The 15007-nt window shown below is 66.1% G+C and carries 15 protein-coding genes; 3 read left to right on the top strand and 12 right to left on the bottom strand.

Annotated elements, in window-relative coordinates; translation table 11 throughout:
* Positions 1 to 2: 2 nt before the first annotated feature.
* From FNL14_RS15615 to glyA, 10 genes are all read right to left on the bottom strand, one after another.
* Positions 3 to 1052 carry a YihY/virulence factor BrkB family protein gene (locus FNL14_RS15615; RefSeq protein ID WP_091423169.1) on the bottom strand — a complete coding sequence of 350 codons (1050 nt, stop codon included), beginning with the start codon at positions 1050 to 1052 and terminating at the stop codon, positions 3 to 5.
* Between the two features lie 58 nt (positions 1053 to 1110).
* Positions 1111 to 1812: a 2'-5' RNA ligase family protein gene (locus FNL14_RS15610; protein ID WP_255470872.1), complete on the bottom strand. Its 702-nt coding sequence runs from the start codon at positions 1810 to 1812 to the stop codon at positions 1111 to 1113.
* A 4-nt stretch (positions 1813 to 1816) separates the two neighbouring features.
* Positions 1817 to 2860, bottom strand: coding sequence for a tryptophan--tRNA ligase (trpS, locus tag FNL14_RS15605; RefSeq protein ID WP_142061690.1), 1044 nt, complete (start codon positions 2858 to 2860; stop codon positions 1817 to 1819).
* Between the two features lie 19 nt (positions 2861 to 2879).
* The gene (locus FNL14_RS15600; RefSeq protein WP_142061687.1) at positions 2880 to 3713 is read right to left on the bottom strand and encodes an exodeoxyribonuclease III; all 834 of its coding nucleotides are present in this window, start codon (positions 3711 to 3713) and stop codon (positions 2880 to 2882) included.
* A 10-nt stretch (positions 3714 to 3723) separates the two neighbouring features.
* Positions 3724 to 4281 (bottom strand): hypothetical protein, encoded by a 558-nt coding sequence (locus FNL14_RS15595; RefSeq protein ID WP_142061684.1) that lies wholly within the window; start codon positions 4279 to 4281, stop codon positions 3724 to 3726.
* Between the two features lie 60 nt (positions 4282 to 4341).
* Positions 4342 to 5175 (bottom strand): ABC transporter permease, encoded by an 834-nt coding sequence (locus FNL14_RS15590; RefSeq protein ID WP_142061681.1) that lies wholly within the window; start codon positions 5173 to 5175, stop codon positions 4342 to 4344.
* The gene (locus tag FNL14_RS15585) at positions 5172 to 6032 is read right to left on the bottom strand and encodes an ABC transporter permease (protein ID WP_091423195.1); all 861 of its coding nucleotides are present in this window, start codon (positions 6030 to 6032) and stop codon (positions 5172 to 5174) included. Before FNL14_RS15585 ends, FNL14_RS15590 begins: the two co-directional genes overlap by 4 nt.
* Positions 6025 to 7002 (bottom strand): ABC transporter ATP-binding protein, encoded by a 978-nt coding sequence (locus FNL14_RS15580; protein ID WP_142061679.1) that lies wholly within the window; start codon positions 7000 to 7002, stop codon positions 6025 to 6027. The genes FNL14_RS15585 and FNL14_RS15580 overlap by 8 nt, the downstream gene beginning before the upstream one ends.
* A 132-nt stretch (positions 7003 to 7134) precedes the next feature.
* On the bottom strand, positions 7135 to 8034 hold the full coding sequence (locus FNL14_RS15575; RefSeq protein ID WP_142061676.1) for a bifunctional methylenetetrahydrofolate dehydrogenase/methenyltetrahydrofolate cyclohydrolase: 900 nt from the start codon (positions 8032 to 8034) through the stop codon (positions 7135 to 7137).
* A gap of 3 nt (positions 8035 to 8037) precedes the next feature.
* A complete protein-coding gene (gene glyA / locus FNL14_RS15570) occupies positions 8038 to 9336 on the bottom strand; it encodes a serine hydroxymethyltransferase (RefSeq protein ID WP_142061673.1) in 1299 nt (432 codons plus the stop codon).
* A gap of 274 nt (positions 9337 to 9610) precedes the next feature.
* On the opposite strand from glyA, the gene purU reads away from it, so the two are divergent.
* The 3 genes from purU to FNL14_RS15555 are packed head-to-tail and all read left to right on the top strand — an operon-like array spanning position 9611 to position 11697.
* Positions 9611 to 10471: a formyltetrahydrofolate deformylase gene (gene purU / locus FNL14_RS15565; protein WP_142061670.1), complete on the top strand. Its 861-nt coding sequence runs from the start codon at positions 9611 to 9613 to the stop codon at positions 10469 to 10471.
* Positions 10472 to 10498: 27 nt separating this feature from the next.
* On the top strand, positions 10499 to 11158 hold the full coding sequence (locus tag FNL14_RS15560; protein WP_142061667.1) for a class I SAM-dependent methyltransferase: 660 nt from the start codon (positions 10499 to 10501) through the stop codon (positions 11156 to 11158).
* A gap of 20 nt (positions 11159 to 11178) precedes the next feature.
* Positions 11179 to 11697, top strand: coding sequence for a gamma carbonic anhydrase family protein (locus FNL14_RS15555; protein ID WP_091423217.1), 519 nt, complete (start codon positions 11179 to 11181; stop codon positions 11695 to 11697).
* On the opposite strand, the gene FNL14_RS15550 is transcribed toward FNL14_RS15555, so the two are convergent.
* Entirely contained in the window at positions 11694 to 13427 is a 1734-nt protein-coding gene (locus tag FNL14_RS15550) for an NAD(P)/FAD-dependent oxidoreductase (RefSeq protein WP_181762672.1), read from the bottom strand. The two genes, FNL14_RS15555 and FNL14_RS15550, sit on opposite strands and share 4 nt — an antisense overlap.
* The gene (locus FNL14_RS15545) at positions 13424 to 14962 is read right to left on the bottom strand and encodes an amino acid permease (protein ID WP_142061664.1); all 1539 of its coding nucleotides are present in this window, start codon (positions 14960 to 14962) and stop codon (positions 13424 to 13426) included. Before FNL14_RS15545 ends, FNL14_RS15550 begins: the two co-directional genes overlap by 4 nt.
* Between the last annotated feature and the right edge of the window lie 45 nt (positions 14963 to 15007).

The raw sequence follows: 15007 nt of genomic DNA, 5'->3' as shown, positions 1-15007 counted from the left end.
GATCAGCGCTGTTTTGCCGCGCCAGGACCCCGGCGCCGGGACGTGCCCGCGGAGCCATGGTCAGCATGGACGGGCACCTTCCCGGGCTGCACCTGCCGGGCGCCCCAGGTGCCCTTGTCGTGCCCGCTGGATTGTCCTTTCAGGTCGGCCTCGCGGACTGCGGCCCAGCCGGCAGAGACAAGGTAGACCTGGCTGACCAGGTTGAACCAGATCAGCAGGCCGATGATGATCGCAAACGGTGCCAGGAGGGGATTACGGCCGGCGCCGGCCAACAGTTCGGTACTGAAGACCTGCAGGATAGTGGTGCCGAATGCTGCCAGGATGGTGCCTTCCAGCAGTGCGCGGCGGGACAACTTGAGGCCGGCCGCCAGCCGGAACATCACGAGTGCGGTAACCCAGCTCAGCACCAGCGGGACCGCGATCTTGATGGAGGTGGTCAGCGGAGCCGCCACGGCCTCATCGAGCCGCAGGAAGTCCGCAACCCAGCCGGCCGCCGTGCCAAAAACCAGGGAAGCTCCGGCGCTGATGACCAGGGCGATCCCCAGAAGCAGCAGGGTGCCGGCGTCGCGCAGCTTCAGCAGAACTGGATTGACCACGAGCGGAGGCAGCTCCATCACTGCGCGCAACCCGTCGCGCAGGCCGGCAATCCAGCCAAGCGATGTGATGACCGTCACTACCGCTCCAACGAGGGCTGTCCAGCCAAGGCCGTCAGGGTTGAGCAGTTCCTTGGGGTCCACGAGTCCTTCGCCGCCGTCGACCTTCAGGAGTCCAGGGGCGCTTTGGGCCACGCTGGCGACGATGGTGTCGAGCAGCGCCGGCTGCCCCCGCAGCACCAAACCGGCGATCGAGAAGCCCGTGGTCAACAGGCCAGTGATGGAGAAAAACATGTTGAAGCCGATGCCTGCGCTCATCAGCGGACCATGCTGGAGCGTGTAGTGCCGGAAGGCACGCATCGGGCGGAAGGCGTTGAGCCGTGCCAGTAACCATTGGAACGTCGCCATCAGGGTGGCGAAGAAGCTTCCGCCGGCGCGGCGTGCCTTCCCCAGGTCCATCCGTTTCTGGATGACGGCAAGCTTCAGCCGGGCCTGTTCAGTGGGGAGGGGCTGTTGTTCAGCCTGCTTCGGGTGCTGTGTCCGGGGCGGCGTCCGTGAATCGGGTGCCGGCGTCGTTGTCAGTTTCGGTCCCAAAGTCCAGCTCTTCCCGTAGCTGCCAGATGCCGTCCGCATCGTGCTCGTAGAGTCCCATGCTAACCACGGGGAAGGTGGCTCTGTAGTTCTTCAGTACCGTTTCGGCCTCATCGAGGCTTTCCGGGGCAACATCGTGGGCGATGGTGACGTGCGGGTGGTAGGCGAAGGGCAGATCCCGCTGGAGGGGGCCCTGCTGGAGCTTCTCGTGCAGGTCCACGCAGGCCTCGAAACCTTCCTCCACGTTGATGAACACCACCGGCGAAACCGGACGGAACGTTCCGGTGCCGGCGATGGTGACCATAAAGGGGCTTTGGCGGCGGGCCACGTCCCGCACGTGCTCCCGGGTAGCCTCCCAGTCCCGGGTAGGCGTGGTGGTCACCAGCGTGATGTGGGCCGGGACCACTCCTGCGAGGGGATCCCCGAAGGAAGCCCGCCAGCGCTGCAGTTCCTCAGCCACCTCCGGCGGGAAGCCCAGGATGACTCCTACGCTGATATCTTCCGTCCGGGACGGCGCGTGGCCGGCGGCGCCGGTGTCCTCCGCCGGGTCGCCTTGGGGGTTGCCTCGCCTGCCCTCTGCCCGGATGGAGCGGGAGCCTTCCCTTGCGGTGACTTTGCTGGACGGCATGGCGCTAGCGGACTCCTGCGAGGGAGAAGGACGGCAGGAAGCCCATACGTTCATAGACCTGGCCGAGGGTAACCGACGCAATGTCTCGGGCGCGCTCGGCGCCGTGGGCCAGCAACCGGTCCAGTTCCGCAGGATCCGCCATCAGCTCGTTGGTCCGGTCGCGCAGCGGCGTGATGAATTCCACCACCACCTCGGCCAGGTCAACCTTCAAATGGCCGTACATTTTCCCCTGGTACTCCGCTTCGAGTTCGGCGACGGACTTGCCGGTAAGGGAGGAGTAGATGGTCAGCAGGTTCGAGATCCCCGGCTTTTCCTCCTGGTCGAACCGGATATCAGTACCGGCATCCGTCACGGCGGACTTGATGCGCTTGGCCGCGACCTTGGGGTCCTCAAGCAGCTGGATGGCCCCGTTGGGCGACTCCCCTGTTTTGGACATCTTGGCGCTGGGGTTCTGGAGGTCGTAGATCTTGGCGCGTTCCTTCACGATGGTGGCTTCCGGCACCGTGAACGTTGCCCCGAATTTCGTGTTGAACCGCTGCGCCAGGTTCCGGGTCAGCTCCAGGTGCTGGCGCTGGTCCTCGCCCACCGGCACGAGGTCGGTCTGGTAGAGCAGGATGTCCGCGGCCATCAGGGTGGGGTAGGCAAACAGGCCCAGGGTGGCGGCGTCAGCACCGGACTTCTGGGTCTTGTCCTTGAACTGCGTCATCCGGGACGCTTCGCCAAAGCCGGTGATGCAGTTCAAAGCCCAGGCCAGCTGCGCGTGTTCGGGCACATGGGACTGGACGAAGAAGATGCTTTTGTCCGGGTCGATGCCGGCCGCGATGTATTGGGCGGCCACGATCCGAGTCCGCTTGGCCAGTTCTGCGGGATCGAAGTCCACAGTGATGGCGTGCAGGTCCGGAATAAAGAACACGGCATCATACTCGGCCTGCATGTCCACCCAGTTGCGGACGGCGCCGATGTAGTTGCCCAAGTGCAGGGAGTCGGCGGTGGGCTTGGCTCCGGAGAGGATGCGCTTCTTGATGGCAGGGGAAGTCTGGCTGGTCATGGGGAGGAAACCTTCTGGCTTAGAGCTGGTAGTCCACTACAAGCGGGGCATGGTCGGAGAAGCGGGTGTCCCACGAGGCTGCCCGGTCAACAACGGCGGAGATGGCACCGGCCGCCAGTTCCGGTGTGGCCAGGTGGTAGTCGATGCGCCAGCCGGTGTCGTTATCGAATGCTTTCCCGCGCTGAGACCACCAGGTGTAGGGCCCGTCGACGTCCCCGGCAAGGTTGCGGTGGACGTCCTGCCAGCCGATGTCCTCCCCGAAGAAGCGGTCAAAGTACGCCCGTTCTTCCGGCAGGTGGCCCGCCTTTTTCACGTTGGCCTTCGAGTTCCGGATGTCCCTGGGCGTGTGGGCCACGTTGAGGTCCCCTACCACGAGGGCATGGTCGCTGTGCTTGGTGAGCTCCGGCAGGCGGGTGCTCATCGCGTCCAGGAACCGGAATTTGTCGTCCTGCTTGGGGGTCCCCACTTCGCCCGAGTGGACGTAGGCGCTGGCCACCGTGAGCTGGACAGGGCGTCCGGCTGCATTGGCGAAGCGGAAGTCCGCCTCCACCCAGCGGCCCGCCGTCGCGAAGTAGTCGTCGCCGATGCCGTTGCGGGTTTCCAGCGGCTCCTCGCGTGAGGCGATGGCGACGCCGGCACGGCCTTTGGCTTCTGCCTCGGCGTGCAGGATGTGCCAGCCTTCGCCCAGCAACTGGCCGACGATGGCGTCAGGCGCCCGGACTTCCTGAAGGCAGAGGATGTCCACTTCGCGCGGCTCCAGCCATGCCGCCATACCGTTCTTGTAGGCAGCCCGAAGGCCGTTGACGTTGACGGATGCGATGCGAAGGTGGTCCTTCTTCAATGCCGAGCTCACCCGCTCCACTCTAGTCGATGATGGTTCCGGTGACCGGCTCCCCGCTGCCGGAGGACTTGATCATGTCTCGGGCGTTCGTGGCGGTGATCTCGATGGTTTCCAGGGCCCGGTTGATGGTGTCCTGGTTGGCGGCAGCGCCCTTGGCACGCTCTTCCTCCACTACACGGATCTGCACCTGGACGATCTTGAAGGAGTGGTCCAGCTTGAGGTCGCGGACCTCGTCCGCCTGGCTGCGCTCCGCAACAACCCGGGTACCGCCCTGGTCCGCGCCGGCGTAGGGGCCGCGACCTGCCGCCGTCGTGAAGGCATTTTGGGCTTCGGTCAGCTTCGCGCCGGCTTTTTTGGCGGCCTTCTGGATGCTGAAGACCACGAAGGAGGCAAGGGCCAGCCAGAAGAAGGCGATGACGGCAACCACCCAGCCCACGACGTCGTTCTGGTTGGCTGCGAAGATCACTGCCACTACGAACGCGGTGACGAGGACCATCAGTCCCGGCCCGCTGATGCGGAACATGGAGAATCCGCCCCTGGCGGGTTTGGAGGATGACCTGGAGCTGCCCAAAGATTGCATGCACCCATTCTCTCAAACGCCCGGGTATGCTCCCGCCGCCTTCCACCCCCGGCGAACGGGCTACTTCAGGAAGAGGTGCCGCAGGCGCACGGTGGTGAGCAGCATCCCGGCGGCGGTCATTACCAGGTAGTAGCCGATATGGATGGGCGTGGCCGCCGTGAAGGTACCTACACTGATCTGCCGGAGCAGTTCCACCCCGTGCCACAGCGGCATGGCCTGGATGAGCCACTGGATGGCCTGCGGGTAGACACTCAGCGGGTAGAACGTGGCACTGAACAGGAACATGGGCAGCATGATGAAGTTGATCCAGTCCATCTGCTGGAAGGTCTTCAGGAAACTCGTGATCCCCATTCCGATGCTGGCAAACCCGAACGCGATCAACACCGAGGCCGGAATCATCAGCAGGGCCCACGGCGTGGTGATCAGGCCCATCACGCCCATCACTGCCGTGAAGCCCAGGGCATAGAGCAGTCCGCGCAGCAGGGCCAGGAAGATCTCGCCCAGCGCAACATCCAGGGGTCCCAGCGACGTGTACAGCATCCCCTGGTAGAGCTTGGCGAAGTTCATCTTGAAGAACACATTCCAGGTGGAGTCGTAGACCGCGCCGTTCATGGCCGAGACGGCAAGCAGGGCAGGGGCGATGTACGCGGCATAGCTGATCTCCCCGCCGCCCGGCCCCTGCACCGATCCCACGATCGCGCCGAGCCCCACTCCCATGGAGACCAGAAACAGGACCGGCTCGAAGAAACCGGAGAGCATCACCAGCCAGTTGGTGCTCCTGGTGGCCAGGAGCCCGCGCGAAATCACGGCTTTGGCGTTGCGCGAGTACAACGGCCCGAACGTCCTGTTGCGGGCCGCCTCCGCGGCGCCCTTGACGGACGCTCCGGCGCTCATCGCCCCATCCTCAACGCGAACTGCCGCCTCGTCAGGAACCATCCCGCCACCGCAAGGCCCACCAGCACCAGGACGTGAAGGACGGTCAGCAGCGGCGGTTCCTGGTAGCCGTACGTAAAGACGCGTCCCAGCTCGGTCCCGTGCCAGATCGGTGAGATCCACCCGATCCACCGCACCGCCAGGGGCAGGGTGTCCAGCGGAAAGAAGGTCCCGGAGAACAGGAAGAGCGGCATCACAATGAAGCGCATCACCAGGGCGAACTGGCCCTTGTCCTCGGTGATCGACGCCGAATAGGCCATCAGCGGCAAACCAAAGGAGAGCGCGGCCAGCGTAGCTACCAGGATGGCCACCCATCCCCATCCGCCCGGTGCCGCGCCGAACAGGGCAACCGCAGCAAAATAGATGGCAGACTGCAACAGGAACCGCAGGGTGACCGCCATGATGTGGCCCGCCGCGATCTGCTGGGGCGTCAGCGGCGAGGCATGCGGGCCGTAGTAGGTCCGCCGCCACTTGAAGCCGCCCATCACCGGGAACGTGAATTCGTTGGCTGCCGTCATCACGGCCGCGGAGACCAGCAGGGCGGGCGCCACAAACGTTACATACCCCACTCCCCCGAAAGCTCCGGCACCCTGCGCGTCCACGAGGGTGGCCAGGCCAACGCCCATCGCGAACAGGTAAGCCACGGGGTGGCCCACGCTGTACATCAGCAGGGACCAGCTGTAGCCCTTCATCACCCGGAGCACATGCTCCATGTAGTAGAAGGCACCCCAGCGGCGCGCCTTCGCCGCGGCCACTCCAGGGCTGTGCGCCGATGGAAGGGCATGGTGGGCCGCGCCCGTCAACGTCTCGTCAGTCAACGAGGCTCCTGCCCGTCAGCCGCAGGAAGACGTCCTCCAGCGAGGACCTGCGGACCAGCGATGTCAGCGGCCTCAGGCCGCGGGACGCTACCTGCTCAAGGGCGGACTCGCCGTCGTGCGCGTAAATGAGCACCCGGTCCGGCAGCACCTCAAGCCGATCCCCGATGCCGTCCAGCTCGGCGGCGATGGTGGTGTTCCGCTCGGAGCCGAAGCGCAGCTCCACCACCTCACGGGTGGAGTGGCCGCGGATGAGCTGCGCCGGCGACCCCTCGGCCATGATGCGGCCCTTGTCCACCACGATCAGCCGGTCGCAGAGCTGCTCCGCCTCATCCATGTAGTGGGTGGTGAGGATCAGCGTGACGCCTTGCTCCTTGAGCCGGAACAGCCGGTCCCAAAGAATGTGCCGGGCCTGCGGATCCAGGCCGGTGGTGGGTTCATCCAGCAGCAGGATCTGCGGCTCGTTGATCAGCGAGCGGGCGATTGTCAGCCGCCGCTTCATGCCGCCGGACAGGGCATCCACCTTGGATTTGGCTTTGTCGGTCAGCTGCGCGAACTCGAGCAGTTCATCGGCCTTCGGTTTCAGGTAGCTCATGGGCAGGCCGAAATACCGTCCGTAGACCAGGAGGTTGTCACGGACCCGCAGTTCCTCGTCCAGGTTGTCCTGCTGCGGCACCACACCCAGGTGTGCGCGGACTTCCGGCCCGTGCACGTCCGGGTCAAGGCCCATGATCTCAAGGCTGCCGGAGGTGCGGCTGGTGACTCCGCCGATCATTTTCATGGTGGTGGACTTGCCGGCTCCATTGGGTCCGAGCAGGCCGAAGGACTCGCCCGCCGGGACGCTGAAGGAGATGGCGTCCACGGCGGCCACGTCGTCGTACTTTTTGGTGAGGTTTTCGGCGGTGATGACCGTGCGGGGCGTCTTCCGCCCGCCCGCCCGGGCTGTGGAGGGCAGGATGGCTTCGTTGTGCACCCTCCGCAGACTAGTTCAGCCCTCTGCTAAACGGTAGTGCTCTGCTTTAACACAAGCGTGTTAAGTGCGACGGCGGCAGGCTCCTCCGCTGGGGAAGGCGCCTGCCGCCGTCGTACTTGCCTGATAGCGCCTCTAGGCGATGCCCGCCTTGCGCTCCGCGGCTTCGACCACATTGGTCATCAGCAGCGCCACGGTCATCGGACCGACGCCGCCAGGGTTCGGCGAGATCCAGCCGGCTACCTCGGCGGCAGCAGGATCGATGTCGCCGTGGACCTTGCTCTTGCCCGTCTCGGGGTCGGTCTCCCGGGTGACACCAACGTCCAGCACGGCAGCACCGGGCTTCACGTCTGAGGCCTTGACGATGTGCTTGGCACCGGCCGCGCCCACGATCACGTCCGCCTGGCGCAGCAGCTCGGACATGTTGGTGGTGCCGGTGTGGGTCAGCGTCACCGTGGCGTTGATTTCGCGCCGGGTCAGCAGCAGCCCGATGGACCGGCCGATGGTCACGCCGCGGCCCACCACCACCACATGCTTGCCCTTGAGGTCGTAGTCGTTGCGCAGGAGCAACTCGATGACACCGCGGGGTGTGCATGGCAGCGGCGAGGTGATCTTGCCGTTGACGTTGAGCACCAGCCGGCCGAGGTTGGTGGGGTGCAGGCCGTCGGCGTCCTTGTCGGGGTCGATCCGTTCAAGGATGGCGTCGGTGTCCAGGTGCTTGGGGAGCGGCAGCTGCACGATGTACCCGTGGCAGGTGGGGTCCGCATTGAGTTCGTCAATGAGGGCCTCAACCTGCTCCTGGGTGGCGTCGCCGGGAAGCTCGCGCTGGATGGAATTCATCCCGATCTCCACCGACTGCTTGTGCTTCATGGACACATACAGCTGGGAGGCCGGGTCCGCGCCCACCAGCACCGTGGCGATGCCGGGGGTGACGCCGCGGGCCTTGAGGGCTGCGACGCGTTCGCTGAGCTCGGACTTGATGGCGGCAGCTGCTGCCCTGCCGTCGAGGATCCGGGCAGTTTTGGTGTCAGTCATGGATCACCACTGCTCGTGCGTCGGGTACAGCGGGAAGTCGGCGGCGAGCTGGTCCACGCGGGCCTGCAGGGCCTCCACGTCGGCGCTGGTGCCGGCCTTCAGCGCGGTGGCGATGATCTCGGCCACCTCGGTGAACTCGGCGGCACCGAAGCCGCGGGTGGCCAGGGCCGGGGTCCCGATGCGCAGGCCGGAGGTGACCATCGGCGGGCGGGGGTCGAACGGCACGGCGTTGCGGTTGACGGTGATGCCCACGGAGTGCAGGAGGTCTTCCGCCTGCTGGCCGTCCAGCTGGGAGTTGCGCAGGTCAACCAGGACCAGGTGCACATCGGTGCCGCCGGTCAGGACGGAGACGCCGGCTTCGGCGACGTCGGCCTGGTTGAGTCGGTCGGCGATGATCTTGGCGCCTTCCAGGACGCGCTCCTGGCGCTCCTTGAATTCCTCGGTGCCGGCGATCTTGAAGGCCACTGCCTTGGCTGCGATGACGTGCATGAGCGGGCCGCCCTGCTGGCCGGGGAAGACGTTGGAGTTCAGCTTCTTGGCCCACTCCTGCTTGGCCAGGATCACACCGGAGCGCGGACCGGCGAGGGTCTTGTGCACGGTGGAGGTGACGACGTCGGAGTGCGGCACCGGGCTCGGGTGCAGGCCGGCGGCAACCAGGCCGGCGAAGTGTGCCATATCGGTCCAGAGCAGTGCGCCCACCTCATCGGCGATGGAGCGGAAGGCAGCGAAGTCCAGGTGGCGCGGGTAGGCGGACCAGCCGGCGATGATGACCTGCGGCTTTTCGGCGATGGCCTGCTCGCGGAGCTTGTCCATGTCGATGCGGAAGTTGTCTTCCTCCACCTGGTAGGCAGCCACGTTGTAGAGCTTGCCGGAGAAGTTCAGCTTCATGCCGTGCGTCAGGTGGCCGCCGTGGGCCAGGGACAGGCCCAGGATCTTGTCGCCCGGGGTAATCATGGCGGACAGTGCAGCGGCGTTGGCCTGGGCACCGGAGTGCGGCTGGACGTTGGCATACTCGGCGCCGAAGAGTGCCTTGACCCTGTCGATGGCCAGCTGCTCGGCAACGTCAACGTATTCGCAGCCGCCGTAGTAGCGGCGGCCCGGGTAACCCTCGGCGTACTTGTTGGTGAGGACTGAGCCCTGGGCCTCCATCACGGCGCGGGGGGCGAAGTTTTCGGAAGCAATCATTTCCAGGGTGCCGCGCTGGCGGCCGAGCTCCTGGTCCAGGACTGCTGCGATTTCGGGGTCGAGCTCAGCCAGCGGCTGATTGCTGACGGCGGTGGTTGAAGTGGCTGTAGTAGTCACGAAAAACTCCTGGCTAGGGATACGGGCACTGCTTAGGTCAGGCTACCGGCTGGCGCGCTTGCACACTGCCTTGTGACAGGCGTGAAAGCGCGGGTATGGCGCTGCAGTACTGACGCAGGTGCAGCCCCAATTCCGGCAAGACATGACCCTCGGCCCAGGCGTACGATCCGTGGTCTTCGTGATTGCCGCTCCCTGGTGGTTAGCCACCCAACGCCAGTTGCGACCTCCCCAGCGTACCAAATCCGGCCCCTCCTGCGCGGGTAGGCTTGTACGCGTGAGTGAAGAGCAGCTGAACCAAGCGTACGTAGTAACCCTGTCCTGCCCGGACCGCCCGGGAATCGTCCATGCGGTGGCCGGCGCCCTGCTGGTGGCGGGGTGCAATATTACGGATTCGCAGCAGTACGGCAGTCCCGCCACGGGCAACTTCTTTATGCGCGTGGAAGTAACGACGGCGGCCCCCGCCGCCGAGCTTCGGGCCGCCCTGGACCCCGTGGCCGGCGCCTTCGGTATGCAGTGGAGCCTCAACGCTGTGGGCCAGAAGGTCCGCACCCTGGTGATGGCCAGCACCTCCGCACACTGCCTCAACGACCTGCTGTTCCAGCAGCGCTCCGGCACCCTCCCCATTGAGATCCCTGCCATTGTGTCCAACCACCAGGACCTTGCCGGGCTGGCTGAGTTCTACGGCATCCCGTTCCACCACATCCCGGTCACCCGGGACACCAAGGTCCAGGCCGAGGACAAGCTCCGCGCCCTCATCGCCGAGCACGATATCGAACTGACGGTCCTGGCCCGGTACATGCAGATCCTCTCCGACGAGCTCTGCACCGATCTCACCGGCAAGGCCATCAACATCCACCACTCGTTCCTGCCGTCCTTCAAGGGCGCCAAGCCGTACCACCAGGCCCACGCGCGCGGCGTGAAGCTGATCGGCGCCACTGCCCACTACGTGACGGCGGCGTTGGACGAGGGCCCCATCATCGAGCAGGAAGTCATCCGCGTTGACCATGCCCGCACGCCGGAGCAGTTTGTCCAGATGGGCAGGGACGTGGAAGGCCGCACGCTGGTACAGGCGGTGCAGTGGCACGCGGAGCACCGGGTGCTGCTCGACGGCAACCGGACAGTCGTTTTCAACTAGGTGTAGCCACCCTCCCCCGGAGACGCAATGGAAGCGGAAGCGGACCACGGCGAGCGGCGACTTGCCGACTTCTACAACGGCCGCGCCGCGTCCGGGGCCGACCACCCGCCGTCGCGCCAGCGGGTGGAACAGCGCGAACGTTTCGTTGCCCTCCTGAAGCACGAGGGGCGCCACGCGATCCTGGAGGTAGGGACGGGAACCGGCCTGGACGGGCTGCAATTTGTGCAGGCCGGGATCCACTACACGGGCGTGGACATCGCCGAAGGCCAGGTCCGGTGGGCGCGTAGCCGAGGGCTCGACGTCTCTGTGGCCAGTGCGCGCCGGCTGCCCTTCCCGGACAGCTCGTTCCCGGCAATGTGGTCGATGAGCACGCTGCTGCACGTTCCGGCCCGGGATATCGATGCGGTGCTGGCGGAGCTGACCCGCGTGGCCGCTCCCGGCGCGCCGATCGCCGTCGGGCTCTGGTCCGGGGACGATGAAGAGGTCCTGAACCCCGAGGACGACGTCGAACCCCGCTTCTTCAGCAGGCGCAGCGATGCCACGGTCCGCGAGGTCTTTGGCCGCCATGGCACCGTCGAGGAGTTTGTGACGTGGCCGGAGGGAAGCGGCGCCGAGTCCGGGCCCGGCGCGGGACTCTGGAACCAGCATTACCAGTTCTTGATCCTGCGCACCCCTGGCCCCAAGTAGGGATGTCCTAGGCTTGGGCCATGGCTCCTCTTTACCCTTTCGCCGGCAACACCCCGGCCGTCCACGACTCCGCTTTTGTTGCCCCCACGGCATCGATCATTGGCAACGCCACCCTCGCCGCAGACGCCAGCGCGTTCTACGGCGTCTCGGTCCGGGCCGATACTGCCGCCATCTCCGTAGGCGCCGGCAGCAACCTGCAGGACAACGTGGTGCTGCACGCGGACCCCGGCTTTCCCTGCACCGTGGGCGAGCGCGTCAGCGTGGGGCACGCCGCCGTCGTGCACGGCTGCACTGTGGAGGACGACTGCCTGATCGGCATGGGCGCGACCGTACTTAACGGCGCGGTGATCGGCGCCGGCTCGCTTGTGGCGGCCGGCGCCGTAGTGCTCGAAGGCACGGTGGTTCCGCCCCGCTCGCTCGTGGCTGGGGTTCCAGGCAAGGTGCGCCGCGAACTCACCGATGAGGAGTACGACGGCGTCCGGGCCAACGCGGCGCGCTACGTCGAGCTGGCCGCAGCGCACCGGCAGATGCACCTCTAATCGAGGCTGATTGGCCCGATCTCGTCCAGCAGTTCGCCGGGTCCGGGGTTGGAAGGAGCCGAGGCGCCGCCGAGGTGGTTCAGGACTCCCCACACGGCGTTCAGGCCCGTGGTGACGGCGCCTTCCGCCCAGCCGGCCGTGAACGAAACGTCGTCCCCGGCCAGGAAGATGCCGCGCTGTGATTCGGGCAGCTTGTCCTGCTTGAAGTGCGTGAACAGCCGCTGCTGGTACCGGTAGTGGCCGGGGAGGTTGGCCTTGAAGGCGCCCATGAAGTTGGGGTCGGCTTCCCAGGAGACGGTGATGGGCTGGCCCACGATGTGGCCGGCGATGTCCACGCCGGGGTAGATCTGCTCGAGTGAGTGCAGCATGAGTTCAACGCGCTCGTCCGCATCAAGCGCCAGCCACTTCAACGCGTCGTCGTTCCAGGTGTAGGAGAGCAGGATGACGGCGGGCTGGTCCGGACCGTTGTCCAGCAGGTACGTGGCCCGGTTGAGGCGGTCCGTAAGGGTCATCGACAGGACCTCGTTGCCGGTGTCCGGGTCGATGTCCTTCCAGAACGGCCGGTCCACCATCACAAACGTTTTGGAGGACTGCATGTAGTGCGAGCGCTCGATAGCGGTCCAGAGTTCAGCCGGGAAAAGGGCTTCCTCCGTGTGGATCCGGGTGGACAGGAGCCAGGACTGGCAGGTGGTCACCACCGCCGGGTAGCTGGCCTCACGGCCCCAGCGTTCGCGGATCCGCAGGTTTCCGTCCGGGTCGCGGCTGATCCTGCCCACAGCACCGCGGGGCGAGCCCGAGTGCAGTGAGGACAGGGAGGTTCCTTCCGGCCAGTGTGCCATGCCCGACGGCGCGTGCTGCCAGAGTGCCTCGGGCAGGCGTTGTGCTCCCCCGCTGATGAGCCGGTGCTGGTCATCGGCGTCCGTGTACACCACGCGCAGGATTTCCAGGATGGAGTTGGGGAAATCTGTGTCCCAGCCGCCGGTGCCGAAGCCCACCTGGCCAAAGGCTTCCCGGTGCGCGAACCCTGCCTTCTTGAAAGAGTCACTGGCGGCGATGAAGCCGTAGAAGGTCTGCTCGTCCATCAGCGGCAGCAGTTCGTTCCACAGTTCTTTGATCCGGCCCGTATCCCTGGCCCGGATGGCCTGCTGCATCTCGGCGAACTTCGCTCCGTCATTGACCGCCGCCTTCCAGGCATCGGCCACTTCGCGGAAGAACGGCGGTAGGTCGCTGGGTTTTTCCGCGTAGTGTTTCTGGCCCGCCAGCTCGATCACCGTGCTGGAGGTTGCCGGGGAGAGCGGATTGGGAAACTCTTCAGTTTCCAGGCCGAGCAGGTCCACGTAGTGGTAGAACGCCTTGCCTGATTCCGGGAAGCGCATGCCGCCAAGGTCTGCCACCACGCCCGGCGCCGCAGGGAATGAGGCAGTGCGCAGGCGCCCGCCGATCCGGTCGGCTTCGTACACCACCGGCCGGAGCCCCAGCTTCATCAGCTCATACGCGGTGACCAGGCCTGAAAGGCCTGCCCCGATGACGGCAACCTCAGTGCCCAGCAGTTCGGGCGGCACGGATCCCAGCCCGTCCGGGTGCGCCAGGTAGTGGTCGTAGCTGAACGGGAAGTCCGGGTTCAGCATGGTGATGGGACCGGCGGCGGCCCCGCCGGCACCCGGAGCCGCGGCGGGGGCGGCTGAGGTGCTGGACGGGTCGGAGGCCGGCAGTTCGGTGGCGATGGTCATGGAAGTTCTGCCTTCGTCGGTTCGGGGGTGTGCTCAGGTGAAAGTTTCGGTCCGGACAGCTCGCGGTATTCTTCGTTGCTCAGTGCCGCCACCTTGGAGTTGCGGCGCCCGTAGCCAAAGTACGCTGCAACACCCACCAGCATCCAGAGGGCGAAGACCACCCAGGTGTCAGCGCCGAGGTTGGCCATCAGGTAGGCGCACATTGCGGCGCCCAGGATGGGTGTCAGCGGGAAGAACGGCACGCGGAAGGTGCGCTCCAGTTCGGGCCGGGTGCGGCGGAGGTAGATCACGGCAAGGTTCACCAGGGCGAAGGCAAAGAGCGTGCCGATGCTGGTGGCATCCGCGAGGGCGCCCAGCGGTACCAGTCCGGCGGTGAGGGCGACGGCGGTTCCCACCAGGAGCGTGCCGGCCACGGGGGTGCCGGTGCGCCGCGAAACGCGGCCAAAGACCTGGGGAATGAGCCCGTCGCGGGCCATGGACAGCAGGATGCGGGTCTGCCCGTAGAGGACCGTGAGCACGATGCTGGCGATGGCGAGCACGGCGCCCACCGCGAAGACCAGGGCGATCCACGGCTGGCCAGTGATCTCTTCGAGGATCTTCACGAGTGCCGCCTCTGTCCCGTCGAACCAGCCCCAGGGCCGGGCCCCGATGGCGGCGACGGCAACCAGGACATAAATGGTGGTGACGATGATCATCGACAGCATGATTGCCCGGGGCAGGTCACGCTTCGGGTTGCGGGCTTCTTCACCTGCCGTGGAGGCTGCGTCGAAGCCGATGTAGGAGAAGAACACCCGGGAGGCAGCGGCCGAGACACCTGCGGCACCCATAGGCAGCAGCGGTTCGAAGTTGCCGGCGTTGAAAGCGGTAAAGGCCACGGCGCAGAAGAACAGCAGGATGCCCACCTTCACCACCACGATCGAGGTGTTGATCCAGGCGCTCTCTTTAGCGCCCCGGACCAGGAGGATAGTGGCGAGCACCACGATGACCATGGCTGGGATGTTCACCACGCCGCCGTCGCCCGGCGGTTGCGACACGGCGTCGGGAAGCACGGCACCGAACACTGCGAGGGCCTCGTTCACGTACTGCCCCGCGCCCACGGCGACTGCGGCGACGGACACCGCATACTCGAGCACCAGGCACCAGCCGCAGATCCAGGCCATTCCTTCGCCCATGGTGGCGTACGTGTAGGAGTAGCTGGAACCGGCAACGGGCACCAGCCCAGCCATCTCGGCGTAGGACACGGCGGACAGGAGCGCGGCCAGGCCGGCGATCGCGAAGGAGATCCAGATGGCCGGTCCGGCCAGGGGGACGGATTCGCCCAGGATCACCAGGATGCCCGTGCCCAGGGTGGCGCCCACGGAGATCATGGTGAGTTGGAGGACCCCGAAGCTGCGGACCAGGCGGGGGCCGCCACCGGCGCTTTCCGCCTCGCTGACCATCTGCCCGATAGGTTTGCGGCGCAGGAGCTGGGCGCCCAGAGCGGGACGGGCGGCCGGCCCGGCCGGGGGCCGGCCGGAGAGTGTAGGCACAGTCATCGTTGACGTCCGTTCTTTTTCGTTGGCTGCTGAACTGGTTTCCCC

The sequence above is a fragment of the Pseudarthrobacter sp. B4EP4b genome (assembly GCF_006680095.1).
In the GTDB taxonomy this organism is placed as follows: Bacteria; Actinomycetota; Actinomycetes; order Actinomycetales; family Micrococcaceae; genus Arthrobacter.
This window is presented reverse-complemented; position numbering and strand designations above follow the sequence as displayed.